Source organism: Pandoraea capi, from assembly GCF_902459735.1.
Classification (GTDB): Bacteria; Pseudomonadota; Gammaproteobacteria; order Burkholderiales; family Burkholderiaceae; genus Pandoraea; species Pandoraea capi.
The window spans coordinates 87970-104213 of the sequence record NZ_CABPRV010000001.1; the positions used below are offsets into that span (position 1 = coordinate 87970).

A 16244-nucleotide genomic window follows, 5' to 3' on the forward strand; every position below is an offset into this window, starting at 1 on the left:
GAACGCACGCGCTATGGCACGGCGCGTTGGCGTGGTTGGCCTGCCCAGAGGGATTCGAACCCCCGACCGTCGGCTTAGAAGGCCGATGCTCTATCCAACTGAGCTATGGGCAGTGCGCTTGCGACATGCTGGCGGCGATCTGATACCGCTGCCGGAGAAGCCCGGACGCGACGCGATACGTCACATCCGGGTAATCGGCGATTATAGCGCACGTGCATGCCAAATTCATGCGCGGCCCTTCGGGAGTTCTCCCCCTTTGCGTGCCAGCGCGTTCGCATCTAGACTTCAGACGTGGAGGAACGCGCTCATGAACGAGATCGAACGCGAACAACGCTTTGGTGCGCACAACTATGCTCCCCTGCCCGTCGTGCTCTCGCACGCCAAAGGTGTCTGGGTCTGGGACGTCGAGGGCAACCGCTACCTCGACATGATGAGCGCCTATTCCGCCGTCAGTCATGGCCACGCGCATCCGCGTCTGGTCGCCGCACTCACCGCGCAGGCGCAGCGACTCGCCGTCGTCTCCCGCGCTTTCTACACCGACCGGCTCGGCGCCTTTCTCGAACGCCTCTGCGACCTCACGACGCTTGGCGGCGCCCTGCCCATGAACACAGGCGCCGAAGCCGTGGAGACGGCCATCAAGGCCGCGCGACGCTGGGGATACAGCGTCAAACGCATTCCCGCCGAGAAAGCCGAAATCATCGTCGCCGACGGCAACTTCCACGGACGCACCACCACCATCGTCGGCTTCTCCTCCGAGCCCGCCTATCGCGCCGACTTCGGCCCGTTCGCGCCCGGCTTCGTGCGCGTGCCCTACGGCGATATCGACGCCGTGCGCGCCGCCATCACCCCCAACACCTGCGCCGTACTGTTCGAGACGATTCAGGGCGAAGGCGGCATCGTCGTGCCGCCCGACGGCTTTCTGCGCGGGCTGCGTCAACTCTGCACCGAGCAGAATGTGCTGATGCTGCTCGACGAAATCCAGTCCGGCCTGGGACGCACAGGCCGATGGTTCGCCTATCAGCACGAAGGCATCGTGCCGGACGGCATCATGCTCGGCAAGTCGCTGGGCGGCGGCCTGCTGCCGGTGTCGGCCTTCGTCGCACGGCGCGACATCATCGACCTTTTCGAACCCGGCAGCCACGGCTCGACGTTCGGCGGCAATGCGCTCGCCGCCACCGTCGCGCTCGAAGCGCTCGACGTCATGGCCGACGAAGACCTGCCGGGCAGAAGTGCGGAAATGGGGGAATATCTGCTCTCGCGTCTGCACGCGATTCACTCGCCGCTCATTAGGGAAGTGCGGGGACGTGGCCTCTGGGCAGGCATCGAAATCGACCCGGCGCGCGCCGATGCGCACGACCTGTCGATGCGCATGCTGCGCCGTCGTGTGCTCGCCAAGGAGACGCGCTCGACCGTGCTGCGTCTCGCGCCACCGCTCGTCATCGAACGTACGGAGATCGATACCTGCATCTCTGCACTCAAGGCCGTGCTCGCCGAAGCGGAACACGATGTCAGTGCGCCGACGTCTTCGACCAGAGATTCATCACCAGCACGCCGGCGATGATCAGCGCCATGCCGAGCATGGCCGGCGCATCGAGCTTCTGTCCGAACAACACCCGTGACGCGATGGAAATGAGCACGATGCCCAGCCCCGACCACATCGCATAGGCAATGCCCACGGGGATCGTGCGCAGCGTGAGCGAGAGCATGTAGAACGCGATGCCGTAACCCGCCACGACCAGCGCGACCGGACCGACCCGCGTAAAACCCTCAGACGCCTTCAGCGCAGACGTCGCGATCACCTCCGCCACGATTGCCACCAGCAGATACAGATACGCCATCGTCCCTCCTTTGCTCCGGACTTGCCAACACACGGGCGCCCATCTTACCCGACGTCCCCTCTGCAACGCGCTGCAAAAATCACTTGCCTAAGCGATCGCCGTCGCGCTACATTCGCCGTCACGGTGTGGCCAGCACACCGGCGTCGCTCGGACGGTTCCGGGCGCTTACGTTCCAGGATTTCTCATGTCCAGCTCTCAGGGCTCGCGCAGCTTTGCGCGCATCAATCGTCTTCCCCCGTACGTTTTCAACATCACCGCCGAGCTGAAGATGGCGGCGCGCCGTCGTGGCGAGGACATCATCGATCTGTCGATGGGCAATCCCGACGGGGCCACACCGCCGCATATCGTCAGCAAGCTCGTCGAAGTCGCACAACGCCCCGACACGCACGGCTATTCGACCTCGCGCGGCATTCCCCGCCTGCGTCGCGCCATCACCCGCTGGTACAAGGATCGCTACGACGTCGAACTCGACCCCGAGCGCGAAGCGATCGTCACCATCGGCTCGAAGGAAGGCCTCGCGCACCTGATGCTCGCCACGCTGGATCAGGGCGACACGGTGCTCGTGCCGAACCCGTCGTACCCGATTCACATCTACGGTGCGGTGATCGCCGGCGCCAACATCCGCTCCGTGCCGATGACGCCCGGTATCGACTTCTTCACCGAACTCGAACGCGGCATTCGTGAGAGTCATCCGAAGCCGAAGATGGTGATTCTCGGCTTCCCGTCGAACCCCACGGCGCAGTGCGTCGAACTCGAATTCTTCGAGCGGGTCGTCGATCTGGCACGCAAGCACGACATTCTCGTGGTGCACGATCTGGCCTATGCCGACATCGTCTATGACGGCTACAAAGCGCCGTCGATCATGCAGGTGCCCGGCGCGCAGGACGTCGCCGTCGAGTTCTTCACGCTGTCGAAGAGCTACAACATGGCCGGCTGGCGCATCGGCTTCATGGTCGGCAACGCCGAACTGGTCGCCGCACTCGCGCGCATCAAGAGCTATCACGATTACGGCACGTTCACGCCGGTTCAGGTCGCCGCCATCGCCGCGCTCGAAGGCGATCAGACATGCGTCGAAGAGATTCGAGAGCAATACCAGCGACGCCGCGATGTGCTCTACAAAGGCCTGACGGAAGCGGGCTGGACGGTCGATCTGCCGAAGGCGTCGATGTACATCTGGGCGCGCATTCCGGAACCGTATCGCGCGCTTGGCTCGCTGGAGTTCGCCAAGAAGCTGCTCGCGCAAGCCAAGGTATCGGTCTCGCCCGGCATCGGCTTCGGTGAATATGGCGACGAGTACGTGCGCTTCGCGCTGATCGAAAACGAGTCGCGTATCCGGCAAGCCGTGCGCGGCATCAAGCACATGTTCCGTGAAGACGGACTCGTGCAACCGACGGTGGCATAAGGCATCGCAGCCAGTACGGCACGCAAAGCAAAAGGGGCGCCTCGACGGCGCCCCTTTTTCGTTGGAACGTCGCGCGTTTCCCGCTCGCACGCCCCCCGTCACCGCCCGATGCACGGCGCTAGGCGAGCGCAAGATAGCGGCTCGGCGGCTCGCCAAGCACCCGGCGAAACGCGGCCGTGAACGCGCTCGGACTACCGTAGCCGAGATCCAGTGCGACACGCGTGACCGGTTGTCCGTCGCTCAGCCGCTCGACCGCCGCCAGCAGGCACACCTGCTGGCGCCATTGCGCAAAGCTCACCCCCGTCGCCTCGCGAAAGCGGCGCGTGAACGTGCGGCGGCTCATCGACGCCATCGCCGCAACGGTATCCAGTTCCAACGTCATCGACGGTGCCGCGAACACGTCCCGACACACGCGCGCCAACTCGGCGTCGGTTGGCAACGGCGCATGTAGCGACAGACGCGGCATCGCCGCGATCTCGGCGAGCAGCAACGCCATGAGCTTGCCGTCGCGCGCCTGCTCGTCGTACAGCGGCGGCAAGTCGATGGCGTCGTCCAGCAACTGGCGAAGCAGCGGTGAGACGCCATAGACACAGCATCGGTCCGGCAAGCCTGCCGACCGCGACGCCTCGGGCGTGACGAACGTGTTGAGCATCGTCACCGGCCCGGTCATCGTCATGTCGTGCGAGACCTGCGCGGGCACCCAGCAGGCACGCTGCGGCGGCACGAACCATCGCCCCTGCGGCGTCGACACCGTAATCATGCCGCGCGACGCGAACGCGAACTGCCCGCGCGCATGGGCGTGTTCCGGGAAGGTGAGCCCGGCCGGGTAGTCGTTGGCCGTGACGACGACGCTGCGCGGCAAATGCTCGTAGGGATCGATCAACGTATTTCGCATGGCCCGAATTCTACAGCGATTGACCCGTCATCGACGGTGGGCAATCTCCGCCGTGGCTACGATGAGCGTCCGGGCAATTCCCGCTGTCCCGAAGGATTCGACATGCCAGATCGCAAACCCAACACGTTTCACCGCGTCGGCCACGGCCCGCACGCCATCATCGCGCTGCACGGCTGGTTCGGCGACGCCTGCTCGTTCGCGGCTTGCGAGCCGTGGCTCTCGCAAGGCGACTTCAGCTACGTCTTCATGGACTATCGCGGCTATGGCGGCATGCTGGATGTCGCGGGCGAGCACACCATTACCGAGATCGCCACGGACGCCATCGCCCTCGCCGATTCGCTCGACTTCATGACGTTCAGCCTGATCGGTCATTCGATGGGCGGCATGGCAATCGAGAAGGTCGCCGCACTCGTGCCGCACCGCGTGCGCAAGCTCGTCGCCGTCGCGCCGGTGCCCTGTGGCGGTGTGGCGTTCGACGCCGCCCGTCGCGCCCTGTTCGAGAGCGCCGCCACCTCGCTCGATGCCCGCAAGGTCATCATCGACCGTAGCACCGGCAACCGGCTGCCATCGTCGTGGATCGACTGGAAGGCCAACGCCTCCGCGACAGGTTCGTCGTCACAGGCCTTCGCCGCGTATTTCCCGGCATGGGCCGATACCGACTTCAGCAACGAGATCCACGCCGACGTGCCCGTCAAAGCGCTCGTCGGCGAGCACGATCCGGTGTTCACCGCCGAGTTGATGGCACAGACCTATGGGAAGCGCTACGCGCGAGCGAGCGTCGGGGTGATCCGCAACGCCGGTCACTATCCGATGAACGAGACGCCGCTCGCGCTGGTGAATGCCATCGAGTCGTTCCTCGGCAGCGGCGACTAGTGCCGACTGGAGCCGACTAGTTACCAACCAGTGCCAACCAACGCAAATGGGGAGTCCGAAGACTCCCCATGCGCTTTCACGTATACCGACGATCGGTGCTGTCGTTGTGGCGTCAGGCCGGCAACCACTCCTGCAGCGTCACTTCGATGGTGATGAACGACAGGTTGCCACCGCGAACGAAGCGACCCGCGAACATGCGCCCGTTGGTGTCGGCCACCATGCCATGCAGCATGGGCAGCGCGTTCGCCGCACCGGGCCGGGCATCGACCTCGCCGAACACGTTGAGGATCTCCACGCCGGGGCCGTTCACCACTTGCTCGCGCCAGCCGTCACCCGCACGGAACGCCAGTCGTGCGTCGATCAGACTGCCGACGGCCCCCCGCACGATGGCGCGCGAGATGGCATGCTCGGCACACAGCGCCTCGATGCTTTCCGTCAGATCCTGATTCGGCTTCAGGCGCGCCACCACCAACCGGCCCAGCGTGCCGCTCTCGATGGCGACCGGAACATCCAGTGCGACGCTCATGAGAAATCTCCCACCACCGGACGCAGCAGATGAAACCGCGTCTCCTCGTCGTCGCCCGTCACGTATCCGCCATGCTCGAACAGACACAGACGAATCACCACAGGCTCGTCCCCGGCCCAGGTGTGATCGAGGATCAGATGCCCGCCGTGCAACTCGCCGGACGGGTCGGAGAACCCCGCATGGCAATGCAGCAGCGTGGCGCCGTCAGCCGTGCGACCGACGGTGATCGCGCCGCCGATCAGATCGACCTCGCGCATCTCGTCGATCGGCGCGCCGTACCCGAAGGGGCGCTCCACGTCTGTCGTGTTCTCGATCATGTGATACCGCAGCCCTCGCGCGGTACCCGCACAGAAACGCCCGACGCCGCCACCGTACGCATAGCGGGATAACGCCGCGCGTAAGGACTCGCCGAGATTCGCACCAGACCGGATCGTCACGCGCAGTTCGTGCTGCCCGCTCAACACGCAGTCTTCCACACGGGGTAACGTGGGGACGCCTGCATGCTGATAGACCCGTGAAAGCGCAGGTTTCATAGTCGATAGTCTCCTTGCTCTTCGAGCATCGTCTTGATTTGCTTTTTCACGATTTTGCCGTAGCCCGATTTGGGCATGGCACTCCAGAATACGAAGCGGCGCGGCCACTTGTAGCGGGCAATACGCGCTTCGAGATGTCCGAGCAGTTCATCGGCCTGTGCGGCCATGCCTTCCCGGGCGACCACCACCGCGAGCCCGCTCTCCCCCCACTTGGGGTCGGGCACGCCGAGCACGGCACACTCGGAGACGCACGGGTGTGTCAGCAACGCTTCTTCGATCTCGCGCGGATAGACGTTCGAGCCGCCCGAGATATACATGTCCGACGCTCGACCCGTGATGTACAGGAAGCCCTGCGCGTCCACATGACCGAGGTCGCCGGTGTGGAACCAGTCGTCCTTGAACGCCTTGGCGTTAGCGTCCGGATTGTTGTGATACCCCATGAAGACGGCCGGCCCGCGCACGCAGATCTCCCCCGACGCGAACGCCGGCTGACGCTGCCCCTGCTCGTCGAGAATCGCCACCTCCATGCCCGTGCGCGGCAGACCGCAAGTGCCCACGCGGGCGTCCGGCGCGTCATCGTCGTCGCTATGCAGCCACGGCGGCAGCACCGTGATGTTGCCCGTCACTTCGCCCAGGCCGTAGTACTGCACCAGCACGCGCCCCAGCTTCTGCAACGCATACTTCTGATCGGCGCGGTACATCGGTGCGCCCGCGTAGATCACGAAGCGCAGCGAGCTATGGTCGTACTCGTCCACTGCCGGATCTTCGACCAGCATCTTGACGATGGTCGGCACCGTGAACATGTTGTCGACACGGTGACGCTCGACCGCCTGCCAGACCTGCGCTGCGTCCATCTTCTCGCCCGGCAGCAACACGCTCGCCGCGCCTCGCGCCGTATTGACGATGGCGTGAATGCCCGCGCCATGCGAGAGCGGCGCCACGACCATCGAGCGGCTGCGATACGTGATGCCCGGCATCAGATCCGCCAGATGGTTGGTGACGACGAACGCCATCTGCCCGTGCGAGAGCACGCCGGCCTTCGGATGCCCCGTCGTGCCGGACGTGTAGAAGAACCACAGCGGGTCCTCGTACTCGACCTCTTCCTCGAAACCGGGTGCACCGAGATGTTCGGCCACCAGCGTCTCGTAGTGCAGTTCGCCTTCGCGCGGCGCGCCCAGTGCGATCACATGACGCAACGCCGGCGAGGCGGCGCGCACGGCATCGACATGACCTTCGAATCCTGCGTCGTAAATCATGGCGCAGGCACCGCTCGACTGCCCCAGATACGCGGCCTCCGGGGCGGTGATGCGAAAGTTCGTCGGCACCCACACCGCGCCCAGACGAAACGCGATCCACGCGCTCTCGAAGATCGGCAGGTTGTTGCGCGAATGCACCAGCAGCTTGTCGCCTTTGCCAACGCCGAGCTTGCGCAGGGCATCGACGGCAGCGTTCACGCGGGCGTCGATCTCGCCCCACGTGGTGATCTTGTCGCCCACGATCAGACCGGGTTCGTCCGGATGACGGCGGGCGACGTCGGCCAGTAGTCGGCCGAGGTTCATGACCTTCTTGAGCATCTCTCGTCTCCTGTATGCACTCAGCGTGCTTCGAGAATGCTCACGTAGTTCGCTACCGCCGCGCCGCCCATATTGAAGACGCCTGCGAGCTTCGCTCCCGGAATCTGCATCTCACCGGCCGTGCCCGTGAGTTGCATCGCCGCCATGACGTGCATCGACACGCCCGTGGCACCCACCGGGTGACCCTTGGCCTTGAGACCGCCCGACGGGTTGACCGGCAGCAGACCGTCTTTTTGCGTCAGCCCTTCGGCCAGCACGCTCGCGCCCTGCCCCGGCTTGGCCAGCCCCATCGCTTCGTACTCGATCAGCTCGGCGATGGTGAAGCAGTCGTGGGTCTCGACCAGCGAGAGGTCTTTCAACGACACGCCCGCAACACCCAGCGCCTGACGCCACGCGTGCTGACCGCCTTCGAACGCCAGCGGATCGCGACGCGAGAGCGGCAGGTAATCGTTGACCTGCACGGCCGCGCGGAAGCCGACCGCTTTGGGCATGGCGCGCGCCACATCGGCCTTCGAGATCACGAGGGCGGCTGCGCCGTCGGACACCATCGAGCAGTCGGTGCGCTTGAGCGGACCGGCCACGTACGGGTTCTTCTCGGAGACATTGCGGCAGAAGTCGTAGCCGAAATCGCGGCGCATGTGCGCGTACGGATTGACCGAGCCGTTGCGATGGTTCTTCGCGGCGATCTGGGCGAGGGCGTCGGACTGGTCGCCGTAACGGTCGAAGTACGTCTGCGCGATCGTGCCGAACACCCCGGCGAAGCCACCGGGAATACCGGCTTCCTCACGCGCATACGAACACTTGAGCAGCACTTCGCCGACTTGCGGCGTAGCGAGTTCGGTCATCTTCTCGAAGCCGATCACCAGCACGTGCGTGGCCTTGCCTGCTTCGATCGATTGCAGCCCGCCATGCACAGCAGCCGAGCCCGTGGCGCAGGCGTTTTCGTAGCGCGTGGCCGGTTTGAAGCGCAGCCCGGGAATCCGGTTGAAGATGAGCGACGACGGGAAGTCCTGATACAGGAAACCGCCATTGAAAGTGCCGACGTGAATCGAGTCGATCTGTTCGGGCGAAAGGCCCGCGTCGTCGAGAGCAGCTTGTGCGACGTCGGCCAGCAGAACTTCGGCATCGACGTTATCGAGTTTGCCGAACTGGGAGTGGGCCCAGCCGGTAAGGCATGCAGCAACCATGAAGTGTCTCCGGAAAAATGGGGTCATCCAGACTCCGGTGAGCAATTTCGATGCCAGACCTCTGCCGCGTGTCTGCGCGCGGTCCGCACAGGGCCAGGTCTGCGACATCGACGGCTCGGTCAGTCGTCGTTGCGAGTTCCATCCGTCTCACGCGCTTTTGGCGCATTCGCAATTGACGCAAGCGTAAAGCGGGATTTGTCGCCGCATCAAGTGAAATTTGAAAATCGCCAAGGCTTGTAATACGCGGAAATTTTGCTGTGCCGCAACAGAAATCGCCGGGTCGATATCGATGCGACACCTGTCGCACCGCGCGTGGCCGGGCATGCGACAGGTGTCGCAAGGCATTGGCGAAATGCGACAGGTGTCACACCCCGGTCGCCGGGGCGTCCCGGCGCTGTTCGCACATGCAGCAAACGCCCGACATCGGGCCAGTTCGCCGCGAAGCCTTGTTGCGCATGACGAAAGGATGCCGACACGCCACGCGGGATTTCACTGATGCTTAACAACGTAAGGGTTTTCCCGTTCAGGGCCCGAACTGGCATTCGATTTGCGTAAGATGACCCAGCCACTTGCGAGCCGAATGTCCGGCAGATGACGCGAATCGATGAATTTGCGCATCGCCAGTCGAGTTGGCCGGGACGTTGCGAGGCGATCAACCTCACACGTCTTGCGCATCAGACGCAGTCACCAAACCTATAAATAGGAGACATGCAGTATGAGCACCATGGATCGTCGCCACTTCATCAAAGTCGTGGCCGCAACATCGGCAGCCGCCGCTACGGGGTTGTATCAGACGCAGGCCCACGCCGCCGAATTCACGCTGAAGTTCGCCAACAACCTGCCCGTCAGCCATCCGATGAACATCCGCGCCAAGGAGATGGCGCAGAAGATCGCGGAGCAGTCGAAGGGACGTATCGACTTCCAGATCTATCCGAACAACCAGCTCGGCTCGGACAGCGACATGCTGAGCCAGATCCGCTCCGGCGCGATCGATTACTTCACGCTCTCGCCGCTGATTCTCGGCACGCTCGTGCCGGCCGCGCAGATCTCGGGCGTGGGTTTCGCGTTCAAGGATTACAGCCAGGTGTGGGCGGCCATGGACGGCGGTCTCGGCGCGCACGTGCGCGGTCAGATCGCGAAGACCACGGTGTTCGCCTTCGACAAGATCTGGGAAAACGGTTATCGCCAGATCACCACGAGCAGCCGTCCGATCAACTCGCCGAACGATCTGAAGGGTCTGAAGATTCGCGTGCCCACGAGCCCGCTGTGGACGTCGATGTTCCGCGCGTTCGATTCGTCGCCCACGTCGATCAACTTCGCCGAGGTCTATTCCGCCTTGCAGACGCACATCGTCGAAGCGCAGGAAAACCCGCTGGCGCTGCTGACCACGGCCAAGCTCTACGAAGTGCAGAAGTACGTGTCGATGACGAACCACATGTGGGACGGCTTCTGGTTCCTCGCCAACAAGCAGAAGTGGGACAAGCTGCCGAAGGACCTGCAGGACATCGTGACCGCCAACGTGAATGCCGCCGCCGTCGCCCAGCGTGAGGACGTGCGCAAGCTCAATGAAGGCGTGACGGCCGAGCTCAAGCAGAAGGGTCTCGTGTTCAACGCACCGAACAACGAGCAGTTCCGCGACAAGCTGCGCGCCGCGGGCTTCTATGCCGAATGGCACAAGAAGTTCGGCGACGAAGCATGGGCCATGCTGGAAAAGTACACAGGGAAGCTCGCGTAAATGGAAACGTTGACGATGACGGCCGAGCCGACGCACGCGCTCGCCCGCCTCTTCTGCCACGTCAACCGCGCGGTGATGAAAGTCACCGAAGCGGCTGCCGTGCTGCTGGTGGTGGCGGAAACTCTCATCCTGCTCGCGGGCGTGATCTCGCGTTACGGGTTCGACAATCCGCTCACGTGGTCGGATGAGCTTGCGCAGATCCTTTTCATCTGGCTGTCGATGCTCGGCGCCGTGCTCGCCCTCGATCGGGGCGAACACATGCGTCTTTCCGCCATCGTCAACAAACTTCCCGCTGCATGGCGCGACTGGTTCCAGACCATGGCCGCGCTGACCGTGTGCGTGTTCGTCGCGCTGATCATCATGCCGGCGTACACGCATGCGATCGAACAGATGGACATCACCACGCCCGCCCTCGAAATTCCCGACGGCCTGCGTGCAGCAGCGCTGCCGGTGGGCGCCGCGCTGATGCTCATCGCGGCGATCTCGCGCATGGCACGCTGCTCCAGCCTGCGTCAGTTCGGGCTCGGCGTGCTGTTCGTCGCCGCGCTCGGCGCCGCGCTCTGGCTCGGGCGCCCCGCGCTCATCGCCATGGGCAACTACAACCTGCTCATCTTCTTCGTGCTGATCGTGGGCGCGTGCGTGGCGGGCGGCATTCCGATCGCCTTCGCGTTCGGCACGGCCACCCTCGCTTATCTCGCGCTCGTGACCGATGCCCCATTGCAGATCGTCGTGAGCCGCATGGACGAAGGCATGTCCGGGCTCGTGCTGCTGTCGGTGCCGCTGTTCGTGCTGCTCGGCGCGCTCATCGAAATGAGCGGAATGGCGCGCAGCCTGATCGAATTCATGGCCTCGCTGCTCGGCCACGTGCGCGGCGGCCTTCAGTACGTGCTGCTCGGGGCGATGTTCCTGGTGTCGGGCATCTCCGGTTCCAAGGCGGCCGACATGGCCGCCGTCGCCCCGGCGCTGTTCCCTGAGATGCAGCGACGCGGTTCGAAACAGGAAGACCTCGTCGCCCTGTTGTCCGCCACCGGCGCGATGACCGAGACGATCCCGCCGAGCCTCGTACTCATCACCATCGGCGCCGTGTGCGGCGTGTCGATCACCGCACTGTTCGTCGGTGGCCTGCTGCCCGCCGTGATCGCCACGCTGGCCATCGTCGTGGTGTGCTTCGCCCGCTCGCGTAAGGAAGCGCCCAACGCCGCGCGTCGCGCACCGTGGAGCGTGATCGGCAAGACCTTCATCGTTGCGCTGCCCGCGCTGGCGCTGCCGATCCTCATCCGTACGGCAGTGATCGAAGGTGCAGCAACGGCCACGGAAGTGTCGACCATCGGCATCGCGTACACCATCGTGATCGGCCTGATCGTCCACGCCTTCAAGAAACATCTGAACTTCAAGCGTCTCTATCCGCTGCTCACCGAGACCGCAGCCCTGTCCGGCGCGATCCTGCTGATCATCGGCATGGCCACCGCGATGGCATGGGCGCTCACGCAATCGGGCTTCTCGTCCAAGCTCGTCGGTCTGATGCACGGCGTGCCGGGCGGACAGGTCGGCTTCCTGCTCATCTCGATGGTCGTGTTCATCGTGCTCGGCAGCGTGCTCGAAGGCATTCCCGCCATCGTGCTGTTCGGACCGCTCCTGTTCCCGGTCGCGCGCTCGCTCGGCATTCACGACGTGCATTACGCCATGGTCGTGATCCTGTCGATGGGCATGGGCCTGTTCGCCCCGCCGCTCGGTGTCGGCTTCTACGCCGCGTGCGCCATCGGCAAGACATCGCCCGACAAGGTCTTCAACCGGATGTGGACGTACATGGGGGCGCTGCTCATCGCGCTGCTCATCGTGGTCTTCATCCCCTGGATCTCGATCGGTTTCCTGAAGTAACGCCAACCCCTTAACGGTTTCGCGATATCACCGACGGGCTCCGCCGCTTAAGCAGGCGGTGGAGCCCGAGCTGTAACTGCCAGTAAATTTAGGAGTCCATAGCATGACGGAGAAGGTAGCAGTAGTCACGGGCGGCGGCATGGGCATTGGTGCCGCCATCTGCGAACGATTGATCAAGGATGGCATGACCGTGGTCGTGGCCGATCTGAACGAAGGCGCGGCAACGGAGACGGCTGCAGCGCTCAGCGCAGCGGGTGGCCGCGCGTGGGCGCTGGGGATGAACGTGGGTGAGGAAGCGTCGATCGCCGACGGCTTTGCGCAGGTGGCGAAACGGTACGGACGGTGCGACGTGCTCGTCAACAATGCGGGCATCGCCAAGACGTTTCCGTTCCTGGACTATCCGCTCGAACACTGGCATCAGGTCATGGCCGTGAACCTCACGGGCACGCTGCTGTGCGGACAGCACGCCGCGCGGCTCATGCGCGAGCAGCGCTGGGGACGTATCGTCAATCTGGCATCGGTCGCGGGGATTCTGGCCAGCGCGGGTCGCACGGCTTACGGCACGTCGAAGGCGGCGGTGATCGGACTGACGCGTCAGATGGCGATCGAACTCGCGCCGTTCGGCATCACTGCGAACGGCATCGCGCCGGGGCCGATCGACACGCCGCTGACCAAGGTGCTGCACTCGGACATCTCGCGTCGTCACTATACCGAGACGACCCCGCTGGGGCGCTACGGGCAGCCGGGTGAAATCGCCGGTGCGGTGAGCTTTCTGGCGTCGGACGACGCCTCGTATGTGACCGGCCACATTCTGCCGGTCGACGGCGGCTTCGTGGCCGCCGGGATTCTGGAAATCTGAGGGCGCGCTCGCGCCCCGGCTTTCCTCGTCTCAACGTCCCAACTCCCCCCATCATTCCCCCCACGCATGACGCGCTCAGCGCAGGCTGGTGTCCGGCAGATCGGGCACCAGCCGCGCGCCCGGCGCGCGCTGCATCTCCCGCCACACACTGCGCGCGTTCTCCACGAACGTTGCCACGCAGGGGTTGTGGTTGTCCCGGCTCCACAGCAGCGCCACCTCGGCCACAGGCGCGTTCCTGAGCGGCTTGAACACGGCGTTGCCCGAAGCACTGGCACTGCTCATCGACATCGGCACCATGGCCACGCCAAGGCCCTCTCCGACAAGGTTGATGATCGTCTGCTGCAAGTTGGTCTCGAGACGGATGTGCGGCGAGAAGCCCGAGCGCCGGCAATGCGTGACAATCAGGTCGTACACGAGCGGCGCGATCTCGCGCGGAATGCTCACGAACGATTCTTCGGCGAGATGCTCGGCGTCGAGCACGCGCACCTTCGCGAGCGGGTGCGTGCGCGGAATGACCGCCACCATCTCCTCGCGAAACACCGTCGCCGTATCCAGCCCGGTCAGATCCTCCGGGCGGTACATGATGCCGACGTCCGTCTGCCCGGCCCGCACCGACTCCGCGAGCAGATTGGGCAGCGTTTCCGCCAGCTTCATGTCGACGCGTGAATACGCAGCGGCGTACGTCCGGGTAAGCGCCGGCAGGATGTTGTAGGCCGACGACATCATGAAGCCGACGGTGATCGCACCGTCCTCCCCTCGGCTGGCCGCCACGACATTGCGCCGCGCCCGGTCGACCGAATTGAGGATTTCCACCGCGTCCTGATAGAAGCGCGTGCCGGCCCGTGTGAGCCGCACGCTGCGATTCGTGCGCTCGAACAGTTGCACGCCCAGCTCGGCCTCCATCAACGCGATCTGACGCGATAGCGGCGGCTGCGAGATATGCAGTTGCTGGGCCGCGCGGCCGAAGTGAAGCGTCTGCGCGAGCACGACAAAGTACTGGAAATGGCGCAATTCGATCATTTGATACCCCAAAGGTATTATTGGCACATCAATATTGTATTGGATGTTATGACTCAGCGGTCGTATCCTGCATTGGCGGTTGGCCACCCGAGCCGGTCGCGACATAAAGAGACGTCAGGAATCGCCAGGCCACAAGCCACCGACGGCGCCCCTTTCGTACCAATACGAGAAGGAGACAAGTCATGCCCGCTCACCTAGCCGTAGCGCACGCCCCCGCTCGACCTGTCGGCCTCGCCAGCCCCCTCGGCGCCGCCAATGCGAATACCGTCGGTGCTGTCGGCACCGTCAACAACGTCAACACCGCCTTCAACAACTTTGCCGCGCTCGCCGAGCGCATCGTACGTGTGCCTGCGGCCGCCCCCGCCCGCCCGGCACCGATGCATGCCCGGCATTTGCGCCCCGACTACCTCGACATCGACGACCTGTGCGGCACCGACGCCCGCATGCGCGATCTGCTCGCGCGCGGCAAGCGCTTCGTTGACCGCGGTCTGCCGGTGCTGATTCTCGGCGAGACGGGCACCGGCAAGGAATTTCTCGCGCGGGCATTGCATGCGTACAGCGAACGTCGCGCGCAGGCCTTCGTCGCGATCAACACGGCATCGCTGCCGGAACATCTGGTCGAGAGCGAGTTGTTCGGCTACCAGCGCGGCGCATTTTCGGGCGCATTGCCCGGCGGCATGAAAGGAAAACTGCAACAGGCCGACGGCGGCACGCTGTTTCTCGATGAGATCGGCGACATGCCGCATGCGTTGCAAACGCGCTTGCTGCGCGTGCTGTCGGAGCGCGAGGTCACACCGCTGGGCGCAAGCCAGCCGGTCCCGGTCGATGTGCAACTGATCTGCGCGACCCATCAGGATCTCGCGAGTGCGGTCGCGCAAGGCACGTTCCGCGAAGATCTCTATTACCGGATCGCGGTCGGCGTGCTCACACTGCCCACGCTGCGTGAGCGCGACGACAAGACTGAATTGATTGCGCGCATGCTGTGCGACGAGTGGCCCGGACTGCGCGTCGATCAGGCACTCTCGCGCGTGTCGCCGGATGCGCTCTCACGTTTGCTCTCACACCAATGGCCGGGCAATCTGCGTCAGATGCGCGCCGCGTTGCGTTATGCGTGCGCCGTGATGGGCGACGACGTGCTGTGCGCGAGCGATTTGCCGCCGGAGTGTCTGCAAGCCGGCGCGCTGCACTCGGCAACGTCGATGCGGATGACGCAAGCGTTATCTCGCGACGACGTGTTGCGCACGAAGGAACTTGGGGAAGGCAAGGATGCGAAGGATGTGAGCGCTGCATCGAAGGCGGTCGCACTGCATGCGGAATCCCTCACGCATGACGCTCATCACGACGCCGAACGCGAACGCATTCTGCAAGCGCTCGCCCAACATCGCTGGAACATTTCCGCCGCCGCGCGCACGCTCGGCTTCTGCCGTGCGTCGTTGTATCGCAAGCTCAAGCAGTTGAGCATTCCCCACGTGCGAGATTGCGGCGAAGCCCTCACCACCGGCTATTACGCCTGACGACACCTGCGCCAGTACGCTGAAAATCGCGGGCAAAAAAAAGCGCGGCCGATGAGGCCGCGCCAAGGTTTGGAGACTTTTCACTCAACGCAAAAGTCTACTTCTCGCGGAACGTAGTATAGGTCTGCATCCCGAAATCATTGTCATCATTCGACGCAATGAATTATTCGGTGACTCGCAATAGTCCGTAAAACCCCATAAATAAAGCACTTTTCGGCACGCGATGCTTTCGTGCGCTTGCCAACATCTCCGATTTATCCCATTGCGCACGTGCACGCGTCATAGATGACAGCCACATGGCAGCCATCCAACATGATGAGAAACGACACGCGCGATCGTCGTGATGAAGTGATGAGGTGAAACATCTCGTCATCGATGCGCGAGACGATGACTGTCACAACATGCGATGG

The 16244-nt window shown here is 64.0% G+C and carries 14 protein-coding genes and 1 tRNA gene; 7 read left to right on the top strand and 8 right to left on the bottom strand.

Annotation, left to right across the window (positions count from 1 at the left end; translation table 11 throughout):
• Window positions 1-36 precede the first annotated feature (36 nt).
• A tRNA-Arg gene (locus tag PCA20602_RS00395) sits at window positions 37-113 on the bottom strand.
• Window positions 114-307: 194 nt separating this feature from the next.
• Here PCA20602_RS00395 and rocD point away from each other — a divergent pair.
• On the top strand, window positions 308-1561 hold the full coding sequence (rocD, locus tag PCA20602_RS00400; protein ID WP_174980676.1) for an ornithine--oxo-acid transaminase: 1254 nt from the start codon (window positions 308-310) through the stop codon (window positions 1559-1561).
• On the opposite strand, the gene PCA20602_RS00405 is transcribed toward rocD, so the two are convergent.
• A complete protein-coding gene (locus tag PCA20602_RS00405) occupies window positions 1509-1838 on the bottom strand; it encodes a DMT family transporter (RefSeq protein WP_150719510.1) in 330 nt (109 codons plus the stop codon). The genes rocD and PCA20602_RS00405 overlap by 53 nt on opposite strands.
• A 184-nt stretch (window positions 1839-2022) precedes the next feature.
• Between PCA20602_RS00405 and alaC the strand changes: the two genes are divergently transcribed.
• The gene (gene alaC, locus PCA20602_RS00410) at window positions 2023-3240 is read left to right on the top strand and encodes an alanine transaminase (protein WP_069341529.1); all 1218 of its coding nucleotides are present in this window, start codon (window positions 2023-2025) and stop codon (window positions 3238-3240) included.
• Window positions 3241-3358: 118 nt separating this feature from the next.
• Here alaC and PCA20602_RS00415 read toward each other — a convergent pair whose 3' ends face one another.
• A complete protein-coding gene (locus tag PCA20602_RS00415) occupies window positions 3359-4135 on the bottom strand; it encodes an AraC family transcriptional regulator (protein ID WP_150719511.1) in 777 nt (258 codons plus the stop codon).
• Between the two features lie 102 nt (window positions 4136-4237).
• Here PCA20602_RS00415 and PCA20602_RS00420 point away from each other — a divergent pair, with 102 nt between their 5' ends.
• Window positions 4238-5008, top strand: a complete 771-nt coding sequence (locus tag PCA20602_RS00420; protein WP_150719512.1) for an alpha/beta fold hydrolase — start codon at window positions 4238-4240, stop codon at window positions 5006-5008.
• A gap of 112 nt (window positions 5009-5120) precedes the next feature.
• On the opposite strand, the gene PCA20602_RS00425 is transcribed toward PCA20602_RS00420, so the two are convergent.
• From PCA20602_RS00425 to PCA20602_RS00440, 4 genes are read right to left on the bottom strand one after another with little or no spacing between them, the layout of a single operon-like run.
• Window positions 5121-5534, bottom strand: a complete 414-nt coding sequence (locus PCA20602_RS00425) for a PPC domain-containing DNA-binding protein (RefSeq protein ID WP_069341532.1) — start codon at window positions 5532-5534, stop codon at window positions 5121-5123.
• Complete coding sequence (locus PCA20602_RS00430; RefSeq protein WP_246181956.1) at window positions 5531-6067, bottom strand: PPC domain-containing DNA-binding protein; 537 nt, start codon at window positions 6065-6067, stop codon at window positions 5531-5533. Before PCA20602_RS00430 ends, PCA20602_RS00425 begins: the two co-directional genes overlap by 4 nt.
• A complete protein-coding gene (locus PCA20602_RS00435; protein ID WP_150719513.1) occupies window positions 6064-7641 on the bottom strand; it encodes an acyl-CoA synthetase in 1578 nt (525 codons plus the stop codon). Before PCA20602_RS00435 ends, PCA20602_RS00430 begins: the two co-directional genes overlap by 4 nt.
• 20 nt (window positions 7642-7661) lie before the next feature.
• Window positions 7662-8828: an acetyl-CoA acetyltransferase gene (locus tag PCA20602_RS00440; protein WP_150719514.1), complete on the bottom strand. Its 1167-nt coding sequence runs from the start codon at window positions 8826-8828 to the stop codon at window positions 7662-7664.
• A gap of 715 nt (window positions 8829-9543) precedes the next feature.
• Between PCA20602_RS00440 and PCA20602_RS00445 the strand changes: the two genes are divergently transcribed.
• The 3 genes from PCA20602_RS00445 (at window position 9544) to PCA20602_RS00455 (ending at window position 13300) form a co-directional block, all read left to right on the top strand.
• Window positions 9544-10563, top strand: a complete 1020-nt coding sequence (locus PCA20602_RS00445; RefSeq protein WP_150719515.1) for a TRAP transporter substrate-binding protein — start codon at window positions 9544-9546, stop codon at window positions 10561-10563.
• 15 nt (window positions 10564-10578) lie between these two features.
• Window positions 10579-12441, top strand: coding sequence for a TRAP transporter large permease (locus PCA20602_RS00450; protein WP_246181999.1), 1863 nt, complete (start codon window positions 10579-10581; stop codon window positions 12439-12441).
• A gap of 103 nt (window positions 12442-12544) precedes the next feature.
• Window positions 12545-13300 (top strand): SDR family NAD(P)-dependent oxidoreductase, encoded by a 756-nt coding sequence (locus PCA20602_RS00455; RefSeq protein ID WP_150719517.1) that lies wholly within the window; start codon window positions 12545-12547, stop codon window positions 13298-13300.
• A gap of 75 nt (window positions 13301-13375) precedes the next feature.
• Here PCA20602_RS00455 and PCA20602_RS00460 read toward each other — a convergent pair whose 3' ends face one another.
• On the bottom strand, window positions 13376-14320 hold the full coding sequence (locus PCA20602_RS00460; RefSeq protein ID WP_069341538.1) for a LysR family transcriptional regulator: 945 nt from the start codon (window positions 14318-14320) through the stop codon (window positions 13376-13378).
• 377 nt (window positions 14321-14697) lie between these two features.
• Between PCA20602_RS00460 and PCA20602_RS00465 the strand changes: the two genes are divergently transcribed.
• A complete protein-coding gene (locus PCA20602_RS00465) occupies window positions 14698-15834 on the top strand; it encodes a sigma-54-dependent Fis family transcriptional regulator (RefSeq protein WP_174980753.1) in 1137 nt (378 codons plus the stop codon).
• Window positions 15835-16244 lie beyond the last annotated feature (410 nt).